This window comes from Candidatus Regiella endosymbiont of Tuberolachnus salignus (genome assembly GCF_964020115.1).
Taxonomy (GTDB): Bacteria; Pseudomonadota; Gammaproteobacteria; order Enterobacterales; family Enterobacteriaceae; genus Regiella; species Regiella insecticola.
The window spans coordinates 1,637,679-1,663,752 of record NZ_OZ026542.1; the positions used below are offsets into that span (position 1 = coordinate 1,637,679).

24 protein-coding genes, 2 tRNA genes, 2 rRNA genes and 1 pseudogene are annotated in these 26,074 nt (G+C 43.2%); 15 read left to right on the forward strand and 14 right to left on the reverse strand.

Going from position 1 to position 26,074, the window contains the following annotated elements; genetic code table 11:
* Positions 1-17 precede the first annotated feature (17 nt).
* The 5 genes from AACL30_RS08465 to AACL30_RS08485 all read right to left on the reverse strand — a co-directional run bounded on the left by AACL30_RS08465 (position 18) and on the right by AACL30_RS08485 (position 5,494).
* Positions 18-2,928, reverse strand: a 23S ribosomal RNA gene (locus tag AACL30_RS08465).
* Positions 2,929-3,040: 112 nt separating this feature from the next.
* Positions 3,041-3,116: transfer RNA gene (locus AACL30_RS08470), tRNA-Ala, on the reverse strand.
* A gap of 87 nt (positions 3,117-3,203) precedes the next feature.
* Positions 3,204-3,280 (reverse strand) — tRNA-Ile (locus AACL30_RS08475).
* Positions 3,281-3,382: 102 nt separating this feature from the next.
* A 16S ribosomal RNA gene (locus AACL30_RS08480) occupies positions 3,383-4,925 on the reverse strand.
* Together the 16S and 23S rRNA genes with 2 tRNA genes alongside form the textbook arrangement of a ribosomal RNA operon.
* Positions 4,926-5,332: 407 nt before the next feature.
* Positions 5,333-5,494: a hypothetical protein gene (locus tag AACL30_RS08485; protein ID WP_339058359.1), complete on the reverse strand. Its 162-nt coding sequence runs from the start codon at positions 5,492-5,494 to the stop codon at positions 5,333-5,335.
* A gap of 91 nt (positions 5,495-5,585) precedes the next feature.
* Between AACL30_RS08485 and metN the strand changes: the two genes are divergently transcribed.
* The 6 genes from metN to epmA all read left to right on the forward strand — a co-directional run bounded on the left by metN (position 5,586) and on the right by epmA (position 12,354).
* Complete coding sequence (gene metN, locus AACL30_RS08490; RefSeq protein ID WP_339058360.1) at positions 5,586-6,617, forward strand: methionine ABC transporter ATP-binding protein MetN; 1,032 nt, start codon at positions 5,586-5,588, stop codon at positions 6,615-6,617.
* On the forward strand, positions 6,610-7,263 hold the full coding sequence (locus AACL30_RS08495) for a methionine ABC transporter permease MetI (RefSeq protein ID WP_006704186.1): 654 nt from the start codon (positions 6,610-6,612) through the stop codon (positions 7,261-7,263). Before metN ends, AACL30_RS08495 begins: the two co-directional genes overlap by 8 nt.
* 65 nt (positions 7,264-7,328) lie before the next feature.
* On the forward strand, positions 7,329-8,273 hold the full coding sequence (locus AACL30_RS08500) for a MetQ/NlpA family lipoprotein (RefSeq protein WP_339056321.1): 945 nt from the start codon (positions 7,329-7,331) through the stop codon (positions 8,271-8,273).
* A 201-nt stretch (positions 8,274-8,474) separates the two neighbouring features.
* A complete protein-coding gene (locus AACL30_RS08505) occupies positions 8,475-10,268 on the forward strand; it encodes a proline--tRNA ligase (RefSeq protein WP_339056322.1) in 1,794 nt (597 codons plus the stop codon).
* A complete protein-coding gene (gene tal, locus AACL30_RS08510; protein ID WP_339056323.1) occupies positions 10,258-11,229 on the forward strand; it encodes a transaldolase in 972 nt (323 codons plus the stop codon). Before AACL30_RS08505 ends, tal begins: the two co-directional genes overlap by 11 nt.
* 132 nt (positions 11,230-11,361) lie before the next feature.
* The gene (gene epmA / locus AACL30_RS08515) at positions 11,362-12,354 is read left to right on the forward strand and encodes an elongation factor P--(R)-beta-lysine ligase (protein WP_339056324.1); all 993 of its coding nucleotides are present in this window, start codon (positions 11,362-11,364) and stop codon (positions 12,352-12,354) included.
* 5 nt (positions 12,355-12,359) lie between these two features.
* On the opposite strand, the gene AACL30_RS08520 is transcribed toward epmA, so the two are convergent.
* The 6 genes from AACL30_RS08520 to AACL30_RS08545 form a co-directional block, all read right to left on the reverse strand.
* On the reverse strand, positions 12,360-12,941 hold the full coding sequence (locus tag AACL30_RS08520; RefSeq protein ID WP_339056325.1) for a YajG family lipoprotein: 582 nt from the start codon (positions 12,939-12,941) through the stop codon (positions 12,360-12,362).
* A gap of 134 nt (positions 12,942-13,075) precedes the next feature.
* On the reverse strand, positions 13,076-13,792 hold the full coding sequence (locus AACL30_RS08525; RefSeq protein ID WP_339056326.1) for an amino acid ABC transporter permease: 717 nt from the start codon (positions 13,790-13,792) through the stop codon (positions 13,076-13,078).
* Position 13,793: 1 nt separating this feature from the next.
* Positions 13,794-14,531 (reverse strand): amino acid ABC transporter permease, encoded by a 738-nt coding sequence (locus AACL30_RS08530; protein WP_339056327.1) that lies wholly within the window; start codon positions 14,529-14,531, stop codon positions 13,794-13,796.
* Between the two features lie 113 nt (positions 14,532-14,644).
* Positions 14,645-14,851 (reverse strand): hypothetical protein, encoded by a 207-nt coding sequence (locus AACL30_RS08535; RefSeq protein WP_339056328.1) that lies wholly within the window; start codon positions 14,849-14,851, stop codon positions 14,645-14,647.
* Positions 14,844-15,686 carry an ABC transporter substrate-binding protein gene (locus AACL30_RS08540; RefSeq protein WP_339056329.1) on the reverse strand — a complete coding sequence of 281 codons (843 nt, stop codon included), beginning with the start codon at positions 15,684-15,686 and terminating at the stop codon, positions 14,844-14,846. The genes AACL30_RS08535 and AACL30_RS08540 overlap by 8 nt, the downstream gene beginning before the upstream one ends.
* A 141-nt stretch (positions 15,687-15,827) precedes the next feature.
* Positions 15,828-16,508 carry a polymer-forming cytoskeletal protein gene (locus AACL30_RS08545; protein ID WP_339056330.1) on the reverse strand — a complete coding sequence of 227 codons (681 nt, stop codon included), beginning with the start codon at positions 16,506-16,508 and terminating at the stop codon, positions 15,828-15,830.
* Between the two features lie 336 nt (positions 16,509-16,844).
* Here AACL30_RS08545 and AACL30_RS08550 point away from each other — a divergent pair, with 336 nt between their 5' ends.
* The 3 genes from AACL30_RS08550 to lpxC all read left to right on the forward strand — a co-directional run bounded on the left by AACL30_RS08550 (position 16,845) and on the right by lpxC (position 18,818).
* Positions 16,845-16,967 carry a hypothetical protein gene (locus AACL30_RS08550; protein ID WP_339056331.1) on the forward strand — a complete coding sequence of 41 codons (123 nt, stop codon included), beginning with the start codon at positions 16,845-16,847 and terminating at the stop codon, positions 16,965-16,967.
* 425 nt (positions 16,968-17,392) lie between these two features.
* Positions 17,393-17,662, forward strand: coding sequence for a hypothetical protein (locus AACL30_RS08555; RefSeq protein ID WP_339056332.1), 270 nt, complete (start codon positions 17,393-17,395; stop codon positions 17,660-17,662).
* Positions 17,663-17,897: 235 nt separating this feature from the next.
* Positions 17,898-18,818 (forward strand): UDP-3-O-acyl-N-acetylglucosamine deacetylase, encoded by a 921-nt coding sequence (lpxC, locus tag AACL30_RS08560; protein WP_339056333.1) that lies wholly within the window; start codon positions 17,898-17,900, stop codon positions 18,816-18,818.
* 335 nt (positions 18,819-19,153) lie between these two features.
* Here the strand turns inward: lpxC and AACL30_RS08565 are convergent, their stop codons facing one another.
* Complete coding sequence (locus AACL30_RS08565) at positions 19,154-19,696, reverse strand: DUF721 domain-containing protein (protein ID WP_339056334.1); 543 nt, start codon at positions 19,694-19,696, stop codon at positions 19,154-19,156.
* A 400-nt stretch (positions 19,697-20,096) separates the two neighbouring features.
* Here AACL30_RS08565 and AACL30_RS08570 point away from each other — a divergent pair, with 400 nt between their 5' ends.
* Genes AACL30_RS08570 through AACL30_RS08585 form a run of 4 tightly spaced genes read left to right on the forward strand, consistent with a single transcriptional unit; the run spans position 20,097 to position 23,632 of the window.
* Complete coding sequence (locus AACL30_RS08570; protein WP_339056335.1) at positions 20,097-20,243, forward strand: hypothetical protein; 147 nt, start codon at positions 20,097-20,099, stop codon at positions 20,241-20,243.
* Positions 20,244-20,281: 38 nt separating this feature from the next.
* The gene (gene secA, locus AACL30_RS08575) at positions 20,282-23,023 is read left to right on the forward strand and encodes a preprotein translocase subunit SecA (RefSeq protein WP_339056336.1); all 2,742 of its coding nucleotides are present in this window, start codon (positions 20,282-20,284) and stop codon (positions 23,021-23,023) included.
* 31 nt (positions 23,024-23,054) lie between these two features.
* Positions 23,055-23,459 (forward strand): 8-oxo-dGTP diphosphatase MutT, encoded by a 405-nt coding sequence (gene mutT / locus AACL30_RS08580; RefSeq protein WP_339056337.1) that lies wholly within the window; start codon positions 23,055-23,057, stop codon positions 23,457-23,459.
* A gap of 35 nt (positions 23,460-23,494) precedes the next feature.
* Positions 23,495-23,632 carry a hypothetical protein gene (locus AACL30_RS08585; RefSeq protein WP_339056338.1) on the forward strand — a complete coding sequence of 46 codons (138 nt, stop codon included), beginning with the start codon at positions 23,495-23,497 and terminating at the stop codon, positions 23,630-23,632.
* Positions 23,633-23,721: 89 nt separating this feature from the next.
* Here AACL30_RS08585 and AACL30_RS08590 read toward each other — a convergent pair whose 3' ends face one another.
* Positions 23,722-24,111 (reverse strand): transposase, encoded by a 390-nt coding sequence (locus AACL30_RS08590; protein ID WP_339056339.1) that lies wholly within the window; start codon positions 24,109-24,111, stop codon positions 23,722-23,724.
* Between the two features lie 229 nt (positions 24,112-24,340).
* On the opposite strand from AACL30_RS08590, the pseudogene AACL30_RS08595 reads away from it, so the two are divergent.
* Both AACL30_RS08595 and AACL30_RS08600 read left to right on the forward strand, forming a co-directional pair.
* Positions 24,341-24,592 (forward strand): annotated as a pseudogene (locus AACL30_RS08595) (transposase); the annotation flags it as partial.
* On the forward strand, positions 24,585-24,860 hold the full coding sequence (locus tag AACL30_RS08600) for a transposase (RefSeq protein WP_422389599.1): 276 nt from the start codon (positions 24,585-24,587) through the stop codon (positions 24,858-24,860). The pseudogene AACL30_RS08595 and the gene AACL30_RS08600, both read left to right, overlap by 8 nt.
* A gap of 219 nt (positions 24,861-25,079) precedes the next feature.
* Here AACL30_RS08600 and murI read toward each other — a convergent pair whose 3' ends face one another.
* The gene (murI, locus tag AACL30_RS08605; protein ID WP_339056341.1) at positions 25,080-25,958 is read right to left on the reverse strand and encodes a glutamate racemase; all 879 of its coding nucleotides are present in this window, start codon (positions 25,956-25,958) and stop codon (positions 25,080-25,082) included.
* Between the last annotated feature and the right edge of the window lie 116 nt (positions 25,959-26,074).

Consider the following 26,074-nt stretch of genomic DNA (forward strand, 5'->3'; position numbering starts at 1 on the left):
AACACTTTCGGTGTTGTGAAGTTAAGCCTATCGGGTCATTAGTACTGGTCAGCTCAATGTGTCACCACACTTACACACCCAGCCTATCAACGTCTTAGTCTTAAACGTCCCTCAAGGGAAGACTCATCTCGGGGCAAGTTTCCCGCTTAGATGCTTTCAGCGGTTATCTCTTCCGCATGTAGCTACCGGGCAATGCCATTGGCATGACAACCCAAACACCAGTGATGCGTCCACTCCGGTCCTCTCGTACTAGGAGCAGCCCCCCTCAATCTTCCTACGCCCACGGCAGATAGGGACCGAACTGTCTCACGACGTTCTAAACCCAGCTCGCGTACCACTTTAAATGGCGAACAGCCATACCCTTGGGACCTACTTCAGCCCCAGGATGTGATGAGCCGACATCGAGGTGCCAAACACCGCCGTCGATATGAACTCTTGGGCGGTATCAGCCTGTTATCCCCGGAGTACCTTTTATCCGTTGAGCGATGGCCCTTCCATTCAGAACCACCGGATCACTAAGACCTACTTTCGTACCTGCTCGAGCCGTCACTCTCGCAGTCAAGCTAGCTTATGCCTTTGCACTAACCTCACGATGTCCGACCGTGATTAGCTAACCTTCGTGCTCCTCCGTTACGCTTTAGGAGGAGACCGCCCCAGTCAAACTACCCACCAGACACTGTCCTCGCACCGGATTACGGCGCTGAGTTAGAAAACCAAAACTCACAGGGTGGTATTTCAACGGCGACTCCACAACAACTGGCGTCATCGCTTCAACGTCTCCCACCTATCCTACACAGTCAGTTTCAACTCCCAGTGTCAAGCTATAGTAAAGGTTCACGGGGTCTTTCCGTCTTGCCGCGGGTACACTGCATCTTCACAGCCATTTCAATTTCACTGAGTCTCGGGTGGAGACAGCCTGGCCATCATTACGCCATTCGTGCAGGTCGGAACTTACCCGACAAGGAATTTCGCTACCTTAGGACCGTTATAGTTACGGCCGCCGTTTACCGGGGCTTCGATCAAGAGCTTCGTATCTCTACTAACCCCATCAATTAACCTTCCGGCACCGGGCAGGCGTCACACCGTATACCTCCACTTACGTGTTTGCACAGTGCTGTGTTTTTAATAAACAGTTGCAGCCAGCTGGTCTCTGCGACTGACTTCAGCTACAGGGAGCAAGTCCCCTCACCTAATGCCAGCGTGCCTTCTCCCGAAGTTACGGCACCATTTTGCCTAGTTCCTTCACCCGAGTTCTCTCAAGCGCCTTAGTATGCTCTACCTGACCACCTGTGTCGGTTTCGGGTACGATTGACTGTAACCTAAGCTTAGAGGCTTTTCCTGGAAGCCGGGCATCAACTACTTCTGCACCTAAGTGCTTCGTCATCACGCCTCAGTGTCTATGAAAAAGCGGATTTGCCTACTCTTTCCACCTACACGCTTAAACCGGGATTACCGTCACCCGGATAGCCTAGCCTTCTCCGTCCCCCCTTCGCAGTCACAACCAGTACGGGAATATTAACCCGTTTCCCATCGACTACGCTTTTCAGCCTCGCCTTAGGGGTCGACTCACCCTGCCTCGATTAACGTGGGACAGGAACCCTTGGTCTTTCGGCGAGCGGGCCTTTCACCCGCTTTATCGTTACTTATGTCAGCATTCGCACTTCTGATACCTCCAGCTCGCCTCTCAGCTCACCTTCTACGGCTTACAGAACGCTCCCCTACCCAATAACGTCGTCTCCAACGCTACTGCCGCAGCTTCGGTGGAGGGTTTAGCCCCGTTACATCTTCCGCGCAGGCCGACTCGACCAGTGAGCTATTACGCTTTCTTTCAATGATGGCTGCTTCTAAGCCAACATCCTGGCTGTTTTCGCCTTCCCACTTCGTTTCCCACTTAACCCTCACTTCGGGACCTTAGCTGGCGGTCTGGGTTGTTTCCCTTTCCACGACGGACGTTAGCACCCGCCGTGTGTCTCCCGTGGTCACATTCTTCGGTATTCGCAGTTTGCATCGGGGTGGTAAGCCGGGATGGCCCCCTAGCCGAAACAGTGCTCTACCCCCAAAGATTAACCCACGAGGCGCTACCTAAATAGCTTTCGGGGAGAACCAGCTATCTCCCGGTTTGATTGGCCTTTCACCCCCAGCCACACGTCATCCGCTACTTTTTCAACAGGAGTCGGTTCGGCCCTCCAGTTAGTATTACCCAACCTTCAGCCTGCACATGGCTAGATCACCGGGTTTCGGGTCTATACCCTGCAACTATTCGCCCAGTTAAGACTCGGTTTCCCTACGGCTCCCCTATTCGGTTAACCTCGCTACAGAATATAAGTCGCTGACCCATTATACAAAAGGTACGCAGTCACCCTTACCACACTCGCGTATGATTCAGGCTCCCACTGCTTGTACGTACAGGGTTTCAGGGTCTATTTCACTCCCCTCCCGGGGTTCTTTTCGCCTTTCCCTCACGGTACTGGTTCACTATCGGTCAGTCAGGAGTATTTAGCCTTGGAGGATGGTCCCCCCTTCTTCAAACAGGATTTCTCGTGTCCCGTCCTACTCTTCGAGCTCACACTATTGCTACCTTCGAGTACGGGGCTATCACCCTCTTTCGCAGGCCTTTCCAGACCCTTCCTCTGATAACAACAATGATGCACACTCTGGGCTGCTTCCCTTTCGCTCGCCGCTACTCAGGAAATCTCGGTTGATTTCTTTTCCTCGGGGTACTTAGATGTTTCACTTCTCCCGGTTCGCCTCGTTAAACTAGTTTATTCATCTAACGATAGTGCAACTGCTTGCACTGGGTTTCCCCATTCGGGTATCAACGGCTAATAACGCTTCCTATCAGCTCACCGTCGCTTTTCGCAGATTTGCACGCCCTTCTTCGCCTCTGACTGCCTAGGCATCCGCCCTGTACGCTTCTATCACTTAACTTCACAACCCGAAAGTGTCTTACTAATAAACACTTCTCGCTGTTCATTACTCGCTTGTTCCAGATTGTTAAAGAGCATTTTAATACATTAGAATAAATTTTGACCACTTCACATGGTGGAGCTAAGCGGGATCGAACCGCTGACCTCCTGCGTGCAAGGCAGGCGCTCTCCCAGCTGAGCTATAGCCCCATAGGCAAAAATTAACTTGACCCATCGTCACAGCACGCCCTGGTAGAATCACCTCACAAAGCAGTTCTTCGTCCTATCGTGCCGCGTTGGTGGGTCTGAGTGGACTTGAACCACCGACCTCACCCTTATCAGGGGTGCGCTCTAACCACCTGAGCTACAGACCCAACAAGGTTCGATTGCTAAACCTAACCCGCTTTCTTATTAAAATTGCTCGCTACTTTCATCAGACAATCTGTGTGAGCACTCAGCGTAGCCGCCATCTTTGGTAAGGAGGTGATCCAACCGCAGGTTCCCCTACGGTTACCTTGTTACGACTTCACCCCAGTCATGAACCACAAAGTGGTAAGCGCCCTCCCGAAGGTTAAGCTACCTACTTCTTTTGCCGCCCACTCCCATGGTGTGACGGGCGGTGTGTACAAGGCCCGGGAACGTATTCACCGTAGCATTCTGATCCACGATTACTAGCGATTCCGACTTCATGGAGTCGAGTTGCAGACTCCAATCCGGACTACGACGCACTTTATGAGGTTCGCTTACGTTCGCACGCTCGCCGCTCTTTGTATGCGCCATTGTAGCACGTGTGTAGCCCTACTCGTAAGGGCCATGATGACTTGACGTCATCCCCACCTTCCTCCGGTTTATCACCGGCAGTCTCCTTTGAGTTCCCACCATCACGTGCTGGCAACAAAGGACAAGGGTTGCGCTCGTTGCGGGACTTAACCCAACATTTCACAACACGAGCTGACGACAGCCATGCAGCACCTGTCTCACGGCTCCCGAAGGCACTTAAGCATCTCTGCTAAATTCCGTGGATGTCAAGAGTAGGTAAGGTTCTTCGCGTTGCATCGAATTAAACCACATGCTCCACCGCTTGTGCGGGCCCCCGTCAATTCATTTGAGTTTTAACCTTGCGGCCGTACTCCCCAGGCGGTCGATTTATCGCGTTAGCTTCGGACGCCATAACACTAGGTCACAACCTCCAAATCGACATCGTTTACAGCGTGGACTACCAGGGTATCTAATCCTGTTTGCTACCCACGCTTTCGCACCTCAGCGTCAGTCCTTGTCCAGGGAGCCGCCTTCGCCACCGGTATTCCTCCAGATCTCTACGCATTTCACCGCTACACCTGGAATTCTACCCCCCTCTACAAAACTCTAGCCAGCCAGTCTCAAATGCCGTTCCCAAGTTAAGCTCGGGGATTTCACATCTGACTTAACTTACCGCCTACATGCCCTTTACGCCCAGTTATTCCGATTAACGCTCGCACCCTCCGTATTACCGCGGCTGCTGGCACGGAGTTAGCCGGTGCTTCTTTTGCGGGTAACGTCAATCGATAAGCATATTACTCTTACCTCCTTCCTCCCCGCTGAAAGTGCTTTACAACCCTAAGGCCTTCTTCACACACGCGGCATGGCTGCATCAGGCTTCCGCCCATTGTGCAATATTCCCCACTGCTGCCTCCCGTAGGAGTCTGGACCGTTTCTCAGTTCCAGTGTGGCTGGTCATCCTCTCAGACCAGCTAGAGATCGTCGCCTAGGTACGCCATTACCGCACCTACTAGCTAATCTCATCTGGGTTCATCTTATGGCGTGAGGCCCTAAAGTCCCCCACTTTGGTCTTGCGACATCATGCGGTATTAGCCACCGTTTCCAATGGTTATCCCCCTCCATAAGCCAGATCCCCAGACTTTACTCACCCGTCCGCCGCTCGCCGGCAGAGTAGCAAGCTACTCCCCGCTGCCGCTCGACTTGCATGTGTTAGGCCTGCCGCCAGCGTTCAATCTGAGCCATGATCAAACTCTTCAATTTATTACTTTTTTAACAACTTCATAAACCCTGCTTTCCATTACGTTTCCATAAAAAAAACAAAATCCAATCCGCTGTTTGTTTTTATACTGCTTCTACTGCCCCAATATTACAGCGCAGCACAACAGCGCACTCGCCAGTGCCCACACAGATTGTCTGATAAATTGTTAAAGAGCTTCTCGTTTAGCCTTACAACGAGAGGGCGCATTCTACCCTTTCTTCTCTCAGAGTCAAGGCCTTCTTTGCTCTGAATTTTTTCTTAACTCGAGGCCGCTTAACAAATAATCACTCACAGCTGCCTCGATGAGACGTGCATTATAGGGGGTGATTTTAGAATAACAAGAAATTATCGTAAATTTTTTTCGGGCTTATTATTTATACACAAAATTTATATTTTTTTAAATTCTAAATCACTGCAAGTAAAGTTGACTTGGCCATCTAGACACCTTAGCATCCAATTTATACCCTTTGCCTTTGAAGCTGCCGTGTTGTTGGCTGCGGGGTTCGCCCGAATCACGTAGTCTATCTACGCTCATCGGTCTCACGCCCTGGCCGCCTAGCGGCAATTTCAAAGGCAAAGGGTATATCTGTCAGTTAGCTGCTGATTTTATTTTTCATCGCACCATTTATGGCACCATAGAAGCGTATAACAGTAAAAATAATATGATTAGATTCCTTCACATCAGTAAAGTATTTCAGCAAGGTTCACGTGTTATTAATGCTCTCTCTGACGTAAATTTTCATGTTCCCTCCGGGCAGATTTATGGTGTTATTGGCAGTTCCGGAGCGGGAAAAAGTACCCTCATTCGCTGTGCAAATATGTTAGAACGCCCTACCAGCGGCCAGGTATTGATCGACGGGCAAGATCTTACCAAATTATCAGATTGGCAGTTGATGAAAAGCCGACGCCAAATCGGTATGATTTTTCAACATTTTAATCTACTCTCTTCTCGTAATGTTTTTGATAATATTGCTCTGCCTCTTGAATTGAACAACCTACCGAAGGCTGAAATAAAAAAGAGAGTCAGTGAATTATTAGCGCTAGTTGGATTAATAGACAAACAATATACTTATCCTATTAATCTTTCTGGGGGGCAAAAACAACGAGTGGCGATTGCCCGAGCTTTAGCGAATAACCCTAAAATTTTATTATGTGATGAAGCTACTAGCGCATTAGACCCTGCTACCACCCGCTCCATTCTAAAGTTATTAAAAGATATTAACCGCCGTTTAGGATTAACTATTTTGTTAATCACTCATGAAATGGATGTTGTGAAATGTATCTGTGACCAGGTTGCCATAATCGATGCAGGCAAATTAATTGAACAGAATAGCGTCAGTGAAATATTTTCTCATCCACAAACCCTTTTGGCACAACAATTCATTCAATCAACACTACATTTGGATATCCCTGATGACTACACTCAACGTATACAAATGCAGCCAACGGCAGACAACGTATTATTATTAAAATTAGCGTTTACGGGGCAATCGGTTAATGCCCCCTTGATTTCCCAAGCAGTGCGTAAATTTGATATCGATATTAGCATTCTTAGTTCACAAATTGACTATGCTGGCGGCGTTAAATTTGGCGTTATGCTGGCTGAAATACATGGCTTAGAACAAAATAGATCAGCGGCAGTTGCCTTTTTACAGCATCATCATGTCAAGATAGAGGTTTTAGGTTATGTCTGAAGCAATGATTTGGCTAATGTGTCGAAGTATTTGGGAAACCGTTATTATGACGAGTGTTTCCGGTTTTTTCGGTTTTGTGATTGGATTACCCATTGGCGTATTGCTGTATGTCACGCGACCCGGACAAATTATTGCCAATAATATGCTGCATAAGTTGCTATCTACACTGGTTAATGTTTTTCGCTCAATACCTTTTATTATTTTATTAGTATGGATGATTCCCTTTACTCGTTTGATGGTTGGCACTTCTATTGGCTTACAAGCCGCTATAGTACCATTGACTGTAAGTGCGGCTCCCTTTATTGCGCGCATGGTTGAAAATGCTTTGTTGGAGATCCCTATGGGTTTAATTGAAGCCGCACGGGCAATGGGAGCTACGCCATTACAGATTATTAGCAAGGTGCTATTGCCTGAAGCACTACCTAGTTTGGTCAATGCGGCAACCATTACCCTCATTACTTTAGTTGGTTATTCCGCAATGGGAGGAGCTATTGGAGCTGGGGGGCTCGGTCAAATTGGATACCAATATGGATACATCGGTTATAATGCTACAGTGATGAATAGCGTATTAGTGTTATTAGTCTTATTAGTATGCCTGATCCAATATGTTGGTAATCATATGGTGAAACGATTAAACCATAAGTAATAGCATTAACCAAAAGCAATATAGTAACGCCTATCAATCAGTGTTATTTATGAGGAACAAGATCTATGTTTATCAAGTCTATCGCAGTTATAAGTGCACTACTCGGTTCTTTAATAATTGCAGGTTGTGATTCCAAAGAGCCTAGTGATGTTAAAGAGCCTAATGATATTAAAGTCGGCATTGTTGTTGGCGCTGAAAAGCAATTGGCCGAAGTTGCTAAAAAAGTGGCTAAAGAAAAATACAACTTGGACGTAACATTGGTAGATTTTAATGATTATGTTTTGCCCAATGAAGCACTCAATAAAGGCGAGATTGATGTTAATGCATTTCAACACAAACCTTATCTAGAGCAACAAATTAAAGATCGCGGTTATAAACTGGCTCCAGTGGGGAAAACTTTTATTTACCCGATTGCGGCTTATTCAAAAAAAATTAAATCACCGGACGAGTCACAAATAGCAGGAGCAACGAACGATTCCACTAATGCAGTTGAATCACCGGACGAATCGCAGTCAGAATCACAAATAGCGGAAGCGAACGATTCCACTAATAAAAAACCATTGGACGAATTGCTGCAGCACGGCTCACAAATAGCGGTCGCAAACGATCCCACTAATCTTGGCCGTTCACTGCTATTACTGCAAAAAGAAGGTTTAATTAAGTTAAAGGAAGGCGTTGGCTTATTACCTACTGTTTTGGATATAGTTGAAAATCCTAAAGAGCTAAAATTGGTGGAATTGGATGCACCTCAATTGCCTCATTCACTCGATGATCAACAAATCACTTTAGCGATTATCAACAATACCTACGCTAGCCAGATTGGACTGAGTCCTGCTAAAGATGGCTTGTTTGTTGAAGACACAAGTTCACCTTATGTTAATTTAATCGTTGCACGTGAAGATAATAAAGATGCGGATAATGTTAAAAAATTCGTCCAAGCATATCAGTCCGAAGAAGTAATCGAAGCCGCTAACCAAATATTTAATGGCGGAGCCGTAAAAGGCTGGTAATTTCTAATCATAAGCTTATAAGACAATTTTTCTCCGTCTTATGGGCTTTCTCCTCCGTTTTTATGTTTTTAGTCTATACCCAATGAATTTCGAGTTACGGCTAGTCGGCAATCAATCGAATCTCAGGAGTACGAGCAGCCAACGCCCCTATAACTTGAAAGGCAAAGGGTATATACCCGCCCTAATGGAATCACATGTCATATGCGTACTAGCCAATATCTGCTTGCCACCCAAAAAGAAATACCTGCCGATGCTGAAAGCATTAGTCATAAACTGATGCTACGGGCAGGCATGATCCAGCAGGTAACTTCTGGACTTTATACTTGGTTACCAACCGGTCTCCGAGTGTTAAAAAAAGTCGAAAATATCGTACGTGAAGAGATGAATAATGCCGGAGCGATTGAAGTGTCTATGCCCATGGTACAACCGGCGGATCTATGGCAAGAAAGTGGACGATGGGATAAATATGGTTCTGAACTATTACGGTTTGTTGATCGTCATAAACGTCACTTTGTTCTCGGACCCACTCATGAAGAAGTGATCACGGCCTTGGTTCGTAATCAAATTGAATCCTATAAACAATTACCTCTTAATCTTTTTCAGATCCAAACCAAGTTTCGTGACGAAGTACGACCCCGTTTTGGCGTGATGCGCGCTCGTGAATTTTTAATGAAAGATGCCTATTCCTTTCATACTACTCAGGAATCTTTGCAAGAAACTTACGATACGATGCATGCCACTTACAGTAAAATATTTAGCCGTATCGGTTTGAATTTCCGCGCGGTACAGGCAGATACTGGCTCAATTGGCGGCAGCCGATCACACGAGTTTCAAGTATTGGCAGACAGTGGTGAGGACGATATTGTTTTCTCAACTACATCAAATTTTGCGGCCAATATTGAGTTGGCGAAAGCAGTCGCCCCCACACAATCACGAGCAGAGGCGACTGAAGCACTGCGTATTATTGATACGCCACATGTAAAAAGCATCGCTGACCTAGTAACACAGTTCAAAATACCGATCGAAAAAACGGTAAAAACACTATTGGTACGTGCGGCTAAAGGAAGTGGACATAAACTGATCGCGCTATTACTGCGTGGTGATCATGACCTTAATAAAACAAAAATAGAAAAATTATCAGCAAAAAAATTATCTCAAGTCGCCGTTCCACTTGCTTTTGCCGATAAAGAAGAAATTCGGGCGGCACTAGGAGCCGGATCTGGTTCTTTGGGTCCGATGAATCTGAATTTACCTATTATCGCCGATCACAGTGTTGCCGTAATGAATGATTTCAGTGCCGGTGCCAATATTGATGGTAAACATTATTTTGGTATCAACTGGGAGCGTGATTTACCATTGCCACAGGTGGCAGATATCCGTAATGTCGTTGTAGGTGATGCCAGTCCAGATGGTCAAGGTACTTTGCTACTTAAACGAGGCATTGAAGTGGGTCATATCTTCCAACTGGGCACCCAATACTCCAAAATAATGAACGCTACAATAGAAAACAAAGAAGGTAAAAAGCAGGCCATCACCATGGGATGTTATGGTATTGGCGTGTCACGCATAGTGGCTGCCGCTATTGAACAAAACTACGATGAAGACGGTATCCTCTGGCCAGAGGCGATTGCCCCGTTTCAAGTGGCGATTTTACCAATGAATATGCACAAATCTTTTCGGGTGCAAGAACAAGCTGAGGCTTTATATAAAGCGCTGAGTGATCATGGAGTAGAGGTCATTTTAGATGATCGTTGCGAGCGTCCGGGCGTGATGTTCACTGATATGGAATTGATTGGTGTACCACATAGTATAGTGATTAGTGAACGCAATCATGATAACCAGGAAGTGGAATATAAAAATCGCCGCAGCGGTGAAACACAAATGATAAAAAGCGATAAAATTATCGATTTTTTGATCGCTCAGATCACCAAGCATAGAGTCCCCTGTCAGCCTAGCTCGGCAATACATGATGAGAAGTCACAACATGATCGATAAATTAACCTCTCTGCGTCAACTGACGACTGTTGTTGCTGATACCGGTGATATTGCCATGATAAGGCGCTATCAACCACAGGATGCCACCACTAATCCTTCGCTGATTTTGCAAGCCATTCAACTCCCAGAATATCGCCAGTTAATTGAACAAACCCTCCATTGGGCGCGTGATAATAGCCTTGATCCTTGTCAGCAAGTGATTGATGCAAGTGATAAACTCGTAGTAAATATTGGTTTAGCCATTTTATCGTTGATTCCAGGTCGTATTTCTACTGAAGTGGATGCACGTCTTTCCTATGACACACAAGCCTGTGTCACAAAAGCAAAACGATTAATAGCATTTTATAACGAAGCCGGTATTAGTAATGATCGTATTTTGATTAAATTAGCAGCGACCTGGCAAGGCATTCGGGCTGCTGAAATATTAGAAAAAGAAGGTATCAACTGTAATTTAACGCTGCTCTTTTCATTCGCACAAGCACGTGCTTGTGCCGAAGCGGGCGTATACCTTATCTCTCCTTTTGTTGGTCGTATTCTCGATTGGTATAAATCTCATACTGATAAGAAAGAATTTACACCGCAAAACGATCCTGGCGTCGTCTCCGTCACAAAAATTTATCAATATTACAAACAACACAATTATAAAACGGTAGTGATGGGCGCCAGTTTTCGTAATATTGGTGAGATCATCGAGCTGGCAGGTTGCGATCGCTTAACTATTTCTTCCTCGTTGTTACAAGAGTTGGCGATGAGCGAAGGTTCATTAGAACGTAAACTGTTTTACCAGGGCGAAATAAAAACAAGACCCGCGCCATTAACGGAAACTGAATTTTATTTTCAGCATAACCAAGATCCGATGGCGGTCGATAAGTTGGCGGAAGGGATACGCAATTTTGCTATTGATCAAGAGAAATTAGAGCAAATAATCACTGATCAACTCTCTATACCCACATCCCTTTAAGTTGCCTTCGGCTGCCAGGACGACCGACCGATGAGCGTAGACATACCATGAAGGCGAGGAGCTTGCAGCCAACGCAGCTGTAACTTGAAAGGCGAAGGGTATAAACCACTTCTTGATAACTTTTAGATTTGTATGAATAACAATAAAGACCTACGCTGGCGTCCAAGCGCGTCTATTGATCATTTAAAAAAACGCGCCCGGATATTAGCAAAAATACGGCAATTTTTCGCCGAAAATAACGTAATGGAAGTAGAAACACCCGCCCTGAGTCAAGCAACAGTGACAGACATCCATCTGTTTCCTTTTCAAACTCAGTTTATCGGTCCAGGCGCCGCAGCCGGATTAACACTGTATATGATGACGAGCCCGGAATATCACATGAAACGCCTGTTAGCGGCGGGCAGTGGTTCCATTTACCAATTGGGGCGTAGTTTCCGTAATGAGGAAGCGGGGCGCCATCATAATCCAGAATTTACTATGTTGGAATGGTATCGGCCAGGCTACGATATGCAAAAATTAATCGATGAAGTCGATAAATTGCTGCAACTAATATTGTGTTGCAAACCTGCTGAACAATTATCTTATCAACAAGCTTTTATACGTTATTTAGAAATTGATCCACTGACTGCCAATAACCAAGCACTCCGCGCAGTGGCGTGTAGGCCAGCGCTAAGTCATATTGCGGATATTGCAGATAATGAAGAAAGTCGGGATACCTTGCTGCAATTATTATTTGTTAGCGGTATAGAGCCACGTATTGGACATGATAAACCGGTTTTTGTTTATCATTACCCCGCATCACAAAGCGCATTGGCGCGGATCAATCCTGATGACCCGCGGGTAGCAGAGCGTTTTGAAGTTTATTATAAAGGTATCGAGTTGGCGAATGGCTTTGATGAATTAACGGATAGTGCTGAACAACGGCAACGTTTTGAAAACGAAAATAACCAACGTGTTAACCTGGGGCTCGCACCTGCCTCAATAGATGAAAACTTGATCACCGCCCTGCAACATGGCCTGCCAGCGTGCTCAGGCGTTGCTCTTGGTGTTGATCGCTTAATAATGTTGGCTCTCAACGCAAAAAAAATAAGCGAGGTGATGGCTTTTACCGTTGAAAGAGCCTAAAAATTTTAGCGTGCGTTTTGTTTTATAAAATAGGTAATGGTCACGTCTTGTGCCATATCAGCGATAACATCACTTAATACTGAGTTGATTGCATCGCTGATTTTTTCGTTCGTCGCACTAAAAGACCCTTTGATGTGATAAGTCGCCCGGTAGTTTTTGACCCGTTGCTGGCCATTTTTCGCCTGAGCAACAATAGAGATATCGGCTTTGGCCGTAACCTTGTGGAATAGATCACCTTGTTGTACATCAGTGTTCAATTGGTTGACAATAATTTGCAAATCCATCAGGCCATGACCACCAACCATGTAACCACGTGAGACCATTTGTTTTGTCAATACTTCTTGTAATAAAAAGGACAGATCACGCGAAGCGGTCAAGGATACCAGCTTTCCTCCACGATTTACTGTTGCAAGTGCAGTATCCTTACGCTGATCAGCACTATTAATATTAATCGTTATCGCCATCATTGCTGGATCAGGCGGAGGTAGTACCACGTTGGGCGCAAGGTTTAAAGTATTGTCACCGGGGGTAGTACAAGCCACTAAAATAAAAATAAACAACAATATAGAAACTAATTTTTTTAGCATAGTCATCTTCTCGCTAGTGCTAATGATGAAGTTTTATCAATATGTTTCGGTTAGGTCGAATCCCTTGATTAATATACTGTTCGCCTTTCAAATTACGGCAGGGTTGGCAGCGATCATTCATCCTCTGTCATGTATTACCTGTACACTTCTGGAGCTCGATTGATTGCCGCCTTGCCGTAACGAAATTCATTGGGTATAGCATTAACCAAAAAATCCAGTAAAAGACAAAGCACAAAATAAATGCATCCCACAAATAAAAATATTTCCATTGGATAGACCATACTACGATTGTTAACCTGTGTTGCTAAAAATGTAAGTTCATTAACACCAACGATATAAGCAAGCGATGTGTCTTTAATTAATGCAATCCACTGATTAATAAATGATGGCACCATCATACGCAGAGCTTGCGGTAATATAATGAACAGTAGAACTTGCCAGCGATTGAATCCCAATGACAAACCCGCTTGCCATTGACCCGCACCGACCGCCAGTATTCCCGCTTTCACCGCATGGGCTAGATAAGATGAAGTAATCAGCGTCAGTGCACAGACTACCGTAGTGATTTCAGGAATATCAACACCAAAAATGATAGGTAATAAAAAATAAGTCCAAAATATAAGCATAATTACCGGGATCGCACGGAAAAACCCTAACACTGCCGCTAAGATTTGTCCCCAAAAACCGGTTGTCATGGCTAACAACACCCCCAGCAGCGTGCCTAAAATAGCAGAGGCCAAACCCGCCATTAAGCTAATCAATAATGTTAATGCTGCTCCCCCCAAAGGCAATTCGGGAAATCCTCCCCATAGCAGATAGCGCCAATTATCGGTAATAATAGTGAAATCCATCTTAATGTCCTCTGGCTTTCAAGCGTTGCTGGCGCCACATACCCCAAGCTTCAATTAACGCAATAGTCATGATATACAGTAGGGTCGCAACGCCAAAAGCCTGAAAAGTACGCAATGTTTCAGTTTCTACCTGACGAGAAGCATAAGAAAGTTCTGCAACACCAATAGCCATAGTAAGTGATGAATTTTTAATAATATTCATGTATTGACCGAGCAAGGGCGGCATGGAGATTTTTAACGCCTGGGGCAAAATGACATAACGCATAGATTGCCAATTCGTTAATCCCAATGCCTGCGCGGCATATTTTTGTCCACTGGCAACACCATTGATACCCGCGCGCAACTCTTCAGCAATAAACGCCGCTGAATATAGAATCAGGCCGGTTAAACCGCTTAAAAATTCAAAAGATGGCCAGCTGAGGGTGATCCCCAAAAATACGGCTTGGTGAGAAATATTTAACCACTGCATCCAAGATACAGGCAATATTTTGCTGACGGCGAAATACCAAAAAAAAAGTTGAATAAGCAATGGAGTGTTACGAAATAGTGCACTATAAATCATCACTGGCCATTGTAACGCTCTTAAATGACTGTCTCTGGCTGTCGCTAGTAGAAATCCTAGTAAGGTTGCAATCACCAAAGTACAAGAAGAAAGCCACAATGTGAGTAGAAAGCCATCCCATAGCCAAAGAAGATATTGTGGTGCAAGTAACCAATCAGTAAGGTGATGCAACTTCATAAATGATATCCATCCGTCTTACTATGCATAAATATGATACTTTAAATTGATTATATTCATAAAAATTGCATATAAAAATTTGCTGTTATCTAACTATCAGAAAAAAACCAACCCTACACTAAAAAAGGGTAGGGTTGGAGAGATCTCTTGCCAAGAATGCCAAGGGCTCTATACCCTCCGCCTTTCAAGTTACAGCGGCGTTGGCTGCAAGCCCTCGCCTTCATGGTATGTCTAGGCTCATCGGTCGGTCGCCCTGGCCGCCTTGCCGTAACTCGAAATTCATTGGGTATATAATCTAGCGTTGAATGGGATTCAATCATTTTTTAATTGCTGATCAAGTGGCGCAAATTTAAAATTTCCGCGCGGTAAAGGCGCAGTGCTTTCCGACCCAAACCAACGATGGTATATTTTAGTCGCATCACCCTCTTGTTCTAATTTAATTAAAGCCACGTTGATGGCATCAATTAAACGTTTTTCTCCTTTAGCAACCGCCACACCCTGGTATTCCTTGGTGATACTAAAAGGAGAAATTTCAAAATCTGCTTTCTGTTCATTCGAGATATTACCCAGCAGACCTATTAATTTCGCATCGTCTTGAGTGATTGCCTGTACATTGCCATTACGTAAAGCAACAAATGCAAGTGGGGTATCATCGTAGGAGATCACCTTCGCGGTCGGATAATGTTCACGCAACGTGATTTCTTGTACCGTACCTTTATCAGCGCCAATACGTAAATTATTAATGTCTTCAGCCGTTTTTAATACGCCTTTGCGAGCAATAAATTTTTGACCGGTAGCAAAATAAGGCACACTAAAATCCACTTCTTTTGCACGTTCGTCGGTAATAGTAAAATTAGCGGCTATCAAATCGACTTTTTTCGATTTCAATAATGGCATACGGTTAGCTGGGTTAGTAGCACGTAGTTCCAATTTTACTCCTAGCGCGTTGGCGAGTGCATTGGCAATATCAACATCGTACCCCACCAATTTATTCGTCTGTGAGTCTACGTAACCAAATGGCGGGTTACTATCAAAAACCGCAATACGAATAACCCCTTCTTTTTTAATAGCATCCAGCTTATCCGTATTAGGTGTGCAAGACACGATAAGTAAACTGGTAAAAAATAGAGTAATTGCTATAACAAAATGTTTCATGGACAACTCCTGACTAGCATTGTAGAGCAGATGATCAGCAAACTCTGAGCGATTGATTGTACTGACGCAGCCTAACAATTAACGGATAGATCAGGAAATAATATAAAAAGCTATGTTTATAACTTTTTGATTGATAAATTATCACACTTTCGCCAATACCTCAGTAGGCACTTGATCTACAATTATTTTTTCTTTATGTGCTGATGATTTAGAGACAGCGGGCTTGGCTTTATCTTTAGCATCATTTGTTTCTTCACTGATTTCAGATTGACCAATAAATACTCCCCCTTTCTTAATCGAGAAGTTACTACCTTTGACAATCCCCTTTAATCGGCCATGCTCTAATATTTCTAGATGTTCAGAAACACAAACGCCATTAATACAACCATCAACAGTAATGTGAGGTGCCGTCAAATTCCCTTCAATATTACCGCTACGCATCAGCTTAATTGTTCCTTCCGTGACGCTAATATCACCAATTATTACGCCATAGATTTGAATATCACCTTCAAGATTAATATTTCCTTTCAATACTGTCCCTGAGGCGATAATTGTATTTGTTTTTGCTAAATCTTGCTGTGTACCAGGCAAGACAGTACCGGTTTGTACAGCAACGTTAACTACCGATGACACACTATTGTTACTATCGGCTCTCTTTTTAAACATAGTTTTTATCAACATAAAAAATAAAAATAAGAAAAATAATGCAGGAACGAAAAGTAGATAAATGAGGCGATTATAGAATGTATAACCTACCAGACCAATAGCCCATCCGCCCCACAAAAGACATAACACAGTATTCTTGTGTATAGACCAATTCATGGTTATTCGCCCCGCCCGAAAACATAATGGCAACATGTGAAAATTAGACCTTGTTAATAATAATACAGATTAGAGATAGAAATAAACATATTAATTTATATTATTTTATTTGTTATTTATTGCATGGCTTATATATTTTTTTAAAGAAAAAATGTTCACACAGCGGAACTTTGCTAGTCTTAGTCTCACTCTAGGGTGAAAACCACAAAAAAGCCAGACGGCTAATGGTGCTAAGGTCTTAGAGACTATTCGAAATCTTCTTGAGCGCGTTTTTGACGAAGTATCAGCAAGCATAAGAGATTTCGAATAGGCTCTTAGCGGCTGGATGTGAGATCGATGAGCGTAGACATACTAAGTGATTCAGCAAGCCCCCGCAGCCAACGCCGCCGTAACTTCAAAGGCGAAGGGTATAGAGATGAAACAATCCTAAAATCTCCATTATCAATATTAAGAGGTTAATATGGCTGAATCAGTTTAATTTGATTCAAGGCGGAGGAGCACAGACAGTACAAATAGTACGGCAAGCGACGACAACACAAAATCAAATTAAACTAATTTGGCTATGGCACTGTTAACAAAGTATATTCATTTAACTTATTGAAATAATTATAATTTAAATACATTCAAAGTAAACGGTTCCTCTTTAAAAAAACAGATGAATCGATTTTTTATGGCAGCGATCGGCGAATTCTCTCAATGATGAAGCCGATCACAAAAAGTATTATTTTTATCTCATCATTATTTTATGCGTCCTAAATATTTTTATAAATTCTTTGTTATTCAATAATTTAACTTTATTAACAGTGCCATGGTGGTTATTTACTAACCAACGTGCTTTAATGGTAACCCTATTTAATGGTGATAGGAAAATCAAGGTGAGCAATATGAAAAAAATAAATATTTTTTTAAAGAATCATCCTTCTTATTTATTTCCCATTTTATTATTTTCCTGTTCTACACTTGCTTATCAAAAAAACGAACAAATATGTCAATTCCAGTGGGGAAGGTTGTTTCTGACAGAAACATGCACTAAAAAAAATAGCGATGAACAACAAATCCTTCCTTCTCCTCCGCAGTACCAAACATCGGAATACACTCCACAAGGGAGAAGAATGGGAAAATTGAGGCCATTACCCCCCCAACTTGTGAAGTAATCTTGTCTCTGTTTAAGATATCCACAGTAATTGAGATACTTATCTATGATAATGAGTGAGCGCTACTTTTTTAATATTAGCAATAAAAAGCAACACTACTTATTATCGCAAATATCATTAATAACGTTTTGCAATCATGACCGAATTTGGCATCCCTATTATTTGTGTTAGACTCTAGTTGTAGGTTTTTCTGTATCTTAAATCGATTAGGCAAATAATACTGTAGGATGAAACGATGATAAAACAAAGGACACTAAAACGCATTGTTCAGACCACCGGTGTTGGTTTGCATACGGGAAAGAAAGTGACTTTGACGATGAGACCCGCAGAGGCTAATACTGGTATTATTTATCGTCGTACTGATTTAACTCCAGCAGTCGATTTTCAAGCAGACGCAAGGTCTGTGCGTGATACTTTACTCTGTACTTGTTTAGTTAACGAACACAACGTACGCATTTCTACTGTTGAACATCTTAACGCCGCCTTAGCAGGTTTAGGAATTGATAACATTATCATCGAAGTTGATGCTCCCGAAGTGCCTATCATGGATGGCAGTGCCAGTCCTTTTGTGTTTTTACTATTAGACTCAGGTATCAAAGAACTAAATACAGCAAAAAAATTCTTGCGTTTAAAAGAAACCGTGCGTGTTGAAGAAGGCGATAAATGGGCAGAACTATCCCCCTTTAATGGTTTCCACCTAGATTTCACCATTGATTTTAATCATCCGGCTATCGACGCTAGCACACAACGCTATACGCTAGATTTTTCGGCAGACTCTTTTGTACAACAGATCAGCAGAGCCCGTACTTTTGGATTTATGCGTAATATAGAGCATCTCCAGTCCCGCGGTTTATGCCTCGGCGGAAGCTTCGATTGTGCCATCGTGGTAGATGATTACCGTGTCCTCAATGAGGACGGTTTACGCTTTGGGGATGAATTTGTAAGACACAAAATGCTGGATGCTATTGGCGACCTATTTATGTGTGGTCACAATATCATCGGTGCTTTTACCGCGTTTAAATCTGGCCACGCATTAAACAATAAACTATTACAAGCTGTATTAGCCAAACAACAAGCTTACGAGTACGTCACCTTTCAAGATAAGGCTGAATTGCCGTTAGCATTTGAAATGCCATCAACACTGTTGGCTTGCTAAAATAGCCGTTGATTCAGAGAGCCTTTCGAAAGCTTCAGTAACAAAATTAACTCGATAATAAAAAATAAAAGAATGTATTCCACATAACACAATCGAGTGTTTTGGCGCTTTTTTGACAAAATCTTCACTAACAGAAAAGAGATTTAAAATAAACGCCCAAAAGAGAGTTTATACCGTTCGCCTTTGAAGTTGCCTTCGGCTGCCAGGGGGTGAGACCGATGAGCGTAGACCTACTACGTGATTCGGCGAGCACCCGCAGCCAACAACGCGGCGGCTTCAAAGGCGAACGCTATATTGTAGTAAAAAATCATGCGTGATCACTATCAAGTAAAATATCAATTTTTTGCCAGTGCAGCCAAACGCTCAAGAGCCACTCGTAGCTTTTTTGGGCAACATTTTGCCAATCTTTTTAATTCTTCAGCGCTTTTAATACTTAATCGACGTAATGACACCGATTTTTCCGTACTTGCTGCAAATTTTGCGGACTCTCTCACAATCTCATCACCTCGAGCCATTAACCCCGGATTAATTCTAATGTCGATTGATGCCAATGATGGTAGAATTTTCTTTCGAAGTGCGGAAAGCAGATTAGATTGCTCATAGCGTAATGCCATCATCCAGTTAGCATTAGCTATTTCTAACACTAGAATATTTCGTCGATAATTAGCAGTACGGCACCAAGGTTGTAATTGTGATGGAAGTAATTCTTTCACTTGTTGGTTGAGTTTTAGCAATGCAATCGCATGTTGTTGCACGTTATCTATGTGAAGAAAATAGGATCCTGAATTTTCATGTTGAAAATTATACGATAATTCTTTCCTTGCTGTCATAGCATCATCGAGCAAAATATTTAATAATTGAGGACAGCTTCTTCGCATTGATAAGACTCCTGCGTTTTTTAAATGTGATGAATATTTTAAGTTATTGGCAACAATTTAACAGAGGCTATTTTTTTCGCTTTTTTGGCAGCGTATCAGCGAGCACAAGTGCCAAGTGCCAAGTGCCAAGCAACACAGTAGCTTTCATAAAAATGCTTGGGAGATTTTTTCCACATTAAATATACCCACTGTCCTTCAAGTTGCCGCTAAGCGGCCAGGGCGTGAGACCGATGAGCGTATACCCAATGAATTTCGAGTTACGGCAAGGCAGGCAGCAATCAATCAAATCGGTACATGACTGAAATGAGTGATCGCTGCCAACACCACCGTAACTTGAAAGGTAAAGGATATATACCCTTCGTCTTTCAAGTTGCCGCTAGGCGACCAGGGCGATCGACCGATGAGCGTAGGCATACTACGTGATTCGGCGAGCACCCGCAGCCAACAACGCGGCGGCTTCAAAGACGAAGGGTATAGACATAATTCGGGCGAACCCCCAAAGCCAACAACGCGGCAACTTCAAAGGCTAAGGGTATATAACTTTTGATTGCCCATTTAGCGGCATTGTAAGAGACATGAATAATTATGCTCACTAAATTACTCACTAAAATATTTGGCTGCCGTAATGATCGTACTTTAAGCCATATGCGCAAAAAAGTATTTTTGATCAATCAAATGGAGTCAGAAATTGAAAAATTATCAGACAGTCAATTACGTGCTAAGACCGATAAATTTCGTGATCAGTTAGCACAAAATGAAACATTAGAAAATCTAATATGTGAAGCCTTTGCCGTCGTTCGTGAAGCGAGTAAAAGGGTATTTGGTATGCGCCACTTTGATGTCCAGTTAATTGGTGGCATGGTACTCAACAAACGTTGCATTGCAGAGATGCGAACAGGTGAAGGTAAAACATTAACCGCAACTCTTCCCGCTTATCTTAACGCGCTGAGTGGTCGGGGTGTTCATATTGTTACTGTCAATGATTATCTGGCACAACGTGACGCTGAAAATAATCGTCCTTTGTTTGAATTTCTTGGAATGAGCGTAGGCATTAACATGTCAGGCATGGACGCGGCCTCTAAACGCGCAGCCTACGCGGCAGATATTACCTATGGTACTAACAACGAATACGGTTTCGACTATCTGCGTGACAATATGGCTTTCAGCCGAGAAGAACGTGTACAACGTGAATTACATTATGCGCTTATCGATGAGGTCGACTCCATTTTAATTGATGAAGCACGCACTCCGCTCATCATCTCCGGTCCGGCAGAAGATAGCTCGGATATGTATCTTAAAATTAATACCCTGATCCCAAAACTTATCCGTCAGGAAAAAGAGGATTCCGAAACCTTCCAAGGCGAAGGACATTTTTCCGTTGATGAAAAAGCACGTCAAGTCCATTTAACGGAACGGGGATTAATGTTAATTGAACAAATGTTAATCGACGATAACATCATGCAAGAAGGTGAATCTCTTTATTCTTCTAGCAATATCATGCTAATGCATCATGTCACTGCAGCATTAAGGGCTCATGTATTATTTGTTCGTGATGTTGATTATATAGTTAAGAATAATAGCGAAGTGATCATCGTTGATGAACATACAGGCCGTACTATGCAAGGGCGGCGCTGGTCGGATGGATTGCATCAAGCTATTGAGGCCAAAGAAGGGGTTGAGATCCAAAACGAAAATCAAACACTGGCGGCTATCACCTTCCAAAATTATTTTCGGCTTTATGAAAAATTAGCGGGGATGACAGGTACTGCCGATACCGAAGCGTTTGAATTTCAATCAATTTATAAATTAGATACCATTGTGGTACCGACTAACCGACTCATGGTACGCAAAGATCTGCCTGATTTAATCTATATGTCCGAACAGGAGAAAATAAACGCAATTATTGAAGATATTCGCGAACGTACTGCTAATAAGCAACCAATATTAGTAGGCACCATCTCCATTGAAAAATCTGAAATCATCTCTGACCGTTTAAAAAAAGAAAATATCGACCACAAAGTACTGAATGCCAAATTTCATGCCAAAGAAGCTGAAATCATCGCACACGCAGGGCGGCCGGGAGCGGTCACTATTGCCACTAATATGGCCGGACGAGGAACGGATATTGTACTGGGTGGTAGTTGGCAAAGTGAAATTGCTCTGCTGGACAATCCGTCACAAGATCAAATTGACGCCATTAAAACCGCCTGGCAGATCCGTCATGATGCGGTATTAAAATCCGGTGGTTTACATATTATAGGTACTGAACGCCACGAATCGCGACGCATTGATAACCAGTTGCGTGGACGGGCAGGACGTCAGGGAGATGCGGGCTCATCACGTTTTTACCTCTCGATGGAAGATTCCTTGATGCGGATTTTTGCCTCTGATCGTGTATCTGGCATGATGCGTAAATTGGGGATGAAACCCGATGAAGCCATTGAACATCCGTGGGTTACAAAAGCAATCGCTAATGCGCAACGTAAAGTAGAAAGTCGTAATTTTGATATGCGTAAACAATTACTAGAATACGACGACGTTGCTAATGATCAGCGACGGGCTATTTATAATCAACGTAACGAATTATTAAACGTTCCAGACGTGAGTGAAACCATTAACAGCATTCGTGAAGACGTATTCAAACGAACCATTGATAACTTTATTCCACCTCAATCACTAGAAGAAATGTGGGATGTTAAAGGGTTAGAGCAAAGATTAAAAAATGATTTCGATTTAGAGATTTCGATTTCACAGTGGTTACCAAATGAAAAGCAAGCAAAAACAGCACCATTAGATGAAGAAACAATACGTCAAAATATTCTGCAACAAGCGATTAAAGCTTATCAGCGCAAAGAAGACATTATTGGCAAAGAAATGATGCGAGACATAGAAAAAAGCATCATGTTACAAACACTTGACTCGCTCTGGAAAGAACATTTAGCGGAGATGGATTATCTCCGTCAAGGTATTCATCTGCGAGGCTATGCGCAAAAAGATCCAAAACAAGAATACAAACATGAATCTTTTGCGATGTTTTCCTCTATGCTGGAATCGCTAAAATATGAAGTAATGACGATACTAAGCAAATTACAAGTACAGCAACCAAAAGAAATTGAAGCGCTAGAATTGCAACATCGTGAAGAAGCAGCCCGTTTTGAAATACAGCAAAAATTCAGCTATAAAAATGATTTTCAAAATGACAAGAGTTTGTTACAAAAAACCACAGAAGTACCAAATTCAATTAATACCGAAAATAAAGTGAGTCGTAATGATCCATGCCCATGTGGCTCCAATAAAAAATATAAACAGTGCCACGGCCGCTTATAGTGGGCGCTGACAGGTCTGCTGGAGAAAAAAATTGCAATCTTCACAAGTTTCCGTCGGCATTATTCGTAATGCACAACACAAAATACTGATTACTCAACGCGCGGTTGATTCACATATGGCAGGCTTTTGGGAGTTTCCTGGAGGGAAAATAGAGCCTGGGGAAACGCCTCAATCTGCGCTAAAACGCGAATTATTAGAGGAAATAGGGATCACTATTGAACAAATGTCCTTATTTAAAGTGTTGGAGCATCGTTTTTCTGATCGCATTGTAACCTTACATTTTTATTTAGTAGAACAATGGCAAGGGAAGCCATTTGGTCGTGAAGGACAACCGATGCGCTGGGTGTGTCAGCATGAATTACAAGCATCAGAATTTCCGTTAGCGAATCTCGAGATCATTCATATGCTAACCGATGCCGTCCCCTTTTTAAGTTAAGCGGATACCACTAATCAAAGTTGGAAAACCCGTTAATGAATTTCGAGTTACGGCAAGGCGGCCAGGGCGACCGACCGATGAGCGTAGATAGACTACCTGATGAGGCGAACACCCGCAGACAACAAAGCCGTAACTTGAAAGGCGAAGGGTATAGCCGAATCAGTTTAATTTGATTCAAGGCGGAGGAGCGCAGACAGTACAAATAGTACGGCAAGTGACGACAACACTTAAATCAAATTAAACTGCTTTGGCTATGGCACTGTTAACAAAGTAATTTAAAAACCTTAAGACAAGCGATGGCGAAAAAAGAAAAGAAGGTGACATCTAGCTTATCAAAGCGTAAAGCGAGTCTTTTGTGTTCTTTTATTTTGCCGAAGAAACGTTCAATGGCATTACGTGTTTTATATTTTTCTTTATCTTTTGGCGGGATACCGGGATAAATCGCGCCTTGGCGGCGAGGGATAACCGGATATTTTCTGCTATCACGAATAAGCTTTTTGGCATCATAAAAATCGTAGCCTTTATCCGCGATAACATCGTTTATCTGTCTCCAGTCTCCTTTTGCCCACAAAATAGGAAAAACTTTCATATCGGTACGTTGTCCGTAAGAATAAACAAACACTCCTGAGATAATCGCCTGAAAGGCCAACATGAATTTTAGTACTCATTCCTTTGCGACCGCGCCCTATCGACTGAGCTCCTTTTTTTTTAAACTCCCTGAGCCAGGGCGGTGTAGGCTCACTGTGGTGCTGTCTATCCAGACGCAGTCAAGGCTGATTTTCTTTTTTTTCTGCAATAGATAAAGCAAATGCCAGTTAAGCGAAGCGCTGTTTGAAGAAGTTAATACGCATTTAGCTTCGCTTCAGCTATTTATCAAACGGGGTAGCATTGTCGATGCTACGATTATTCATGCACCCAGTTCAACTCAAAACCGGCAAAATACTCGTGAGCCAGACATGAAAGCCACCCGTAAAGGCAATCAGTGCTACTTTGGCATGAAAGCGCATATTGGCGTGGATGCACAGACGGGGCTGGTGCATTCCCTGGTGGGAACCTCGGCGAATGTAGCCGATGTGACGCAAGTTCATCACCTTCTTCACGGCCAAGAAGAGGTTGTTCATGGTGATGCCGGTTAGCGTGGTCACCTGGCACATCCCCCGACGGAGGGTATTGCCCTTGCCGGGGCAGGAGCAGCAGGTATGGGAAAAACATCGGCATCAGCAAAGTCTCAACGCGAAAATCCGGGCTAAAGTAGAACACCCCTTCCGTGTATTAAAATGCCAGTTCAACTTTAGAAAAGTGCGTTACAAAGGCTTAGCTAAAAATACGGCGCAATTATTCAGCTTATTTGCTTTGACCAATCTCTTTCTCGCTAGAAAAATTTTGTTTTGTCGCCCCTAATTGACCCTTGATACTGAAAAATGTAACGCTATTAGCTCAAAATATAGCATTCATTATCGGTTCTTCAGGGGTTCCATATAGCTATGACGGCAATCAGTACCGCAGAGCATGCGGGATTTTAAGCCTGTGGAGAGTCGGCGCAGTTAGGCCACTCGATAAAGCAGGAACCCACTGAGGTGAGTCAGGCTTCGGTCTGAACGCGGTATGGATCCTCGCCATTTATGGCGTGGAGGATGTCAAGGGTAGCTCTTCCATGGTTGAAAAACCATATTGTTGTAGCACAGGAAGCAGCAAAGCTGTATTAGCATTTTTTTGCGTGCAATAAGCAATATTTTTTGCCGTTGTAGATACCGCTTTCTGTTGCAGTGACAACAACCAAACAACCCGATGCGCTATTGCAGCGCCGGAATCCACCATCTGCGTGTTATAAGGTAAAATTTTTGCCAACTCTTCTGCTAGCAGAGGAAAATGTGTACAACCCAATACCACCGTATCGGGAGGAGAGTCCATATTCAGCCATGGCGTTAGAATTTTTCTTAATGCATCAACAGAAACGGATCCGCCGTGCAGTTTTTTCTCTGCTAATTTAACTAGCTCAGAGGACCACAGTCTTTCAATTTGGCAATCGGCGGCAAAGCATTCAATCAGATCTTGGATATAAGTACAATGTATCGTTGCACGGGTTGCAAGCAAACCGATACGTTTGTTACGAGTGAGTTGAACAGCGGGTTTAATAGCAGGCACGACGCCGACAATTGGAAAAAAAAAATGTTTACGTAGGGTCGGCAAAGAAACGGTACTCGCCGTATTACAGGCGATAACCACCAGCGTTAAAGGATGCTGTTGTTGTACTCTAGTGACAATTTTCAGCACACGTTCCACAATGAAAGCTTCTGTTTTTTCACCATAGGGAAAAGCCTGGTTATCAAAAGCGTAAATATAATGAATATTTGGCAGTAATTGCCGGATCTCCTGATATATCGATACCCCCCCCACTCCGGAATCAAAAATCAGCACTGTAGGCCGATAGCACTGATTAACCTTAGCGTTCCGAGCCTGCAATGAAATCGTATTCACCTCATCAAATCTGATTGACATAAGCCGTCTCATATTTTTTTGCCAAGTGAGTTACCATCCTTTTCATTGGCTTTTAATTAAAATTCTGTGCTTCAATTCAGTAATTTTTAAGTATAAAGTTAACGTAATATACCCAC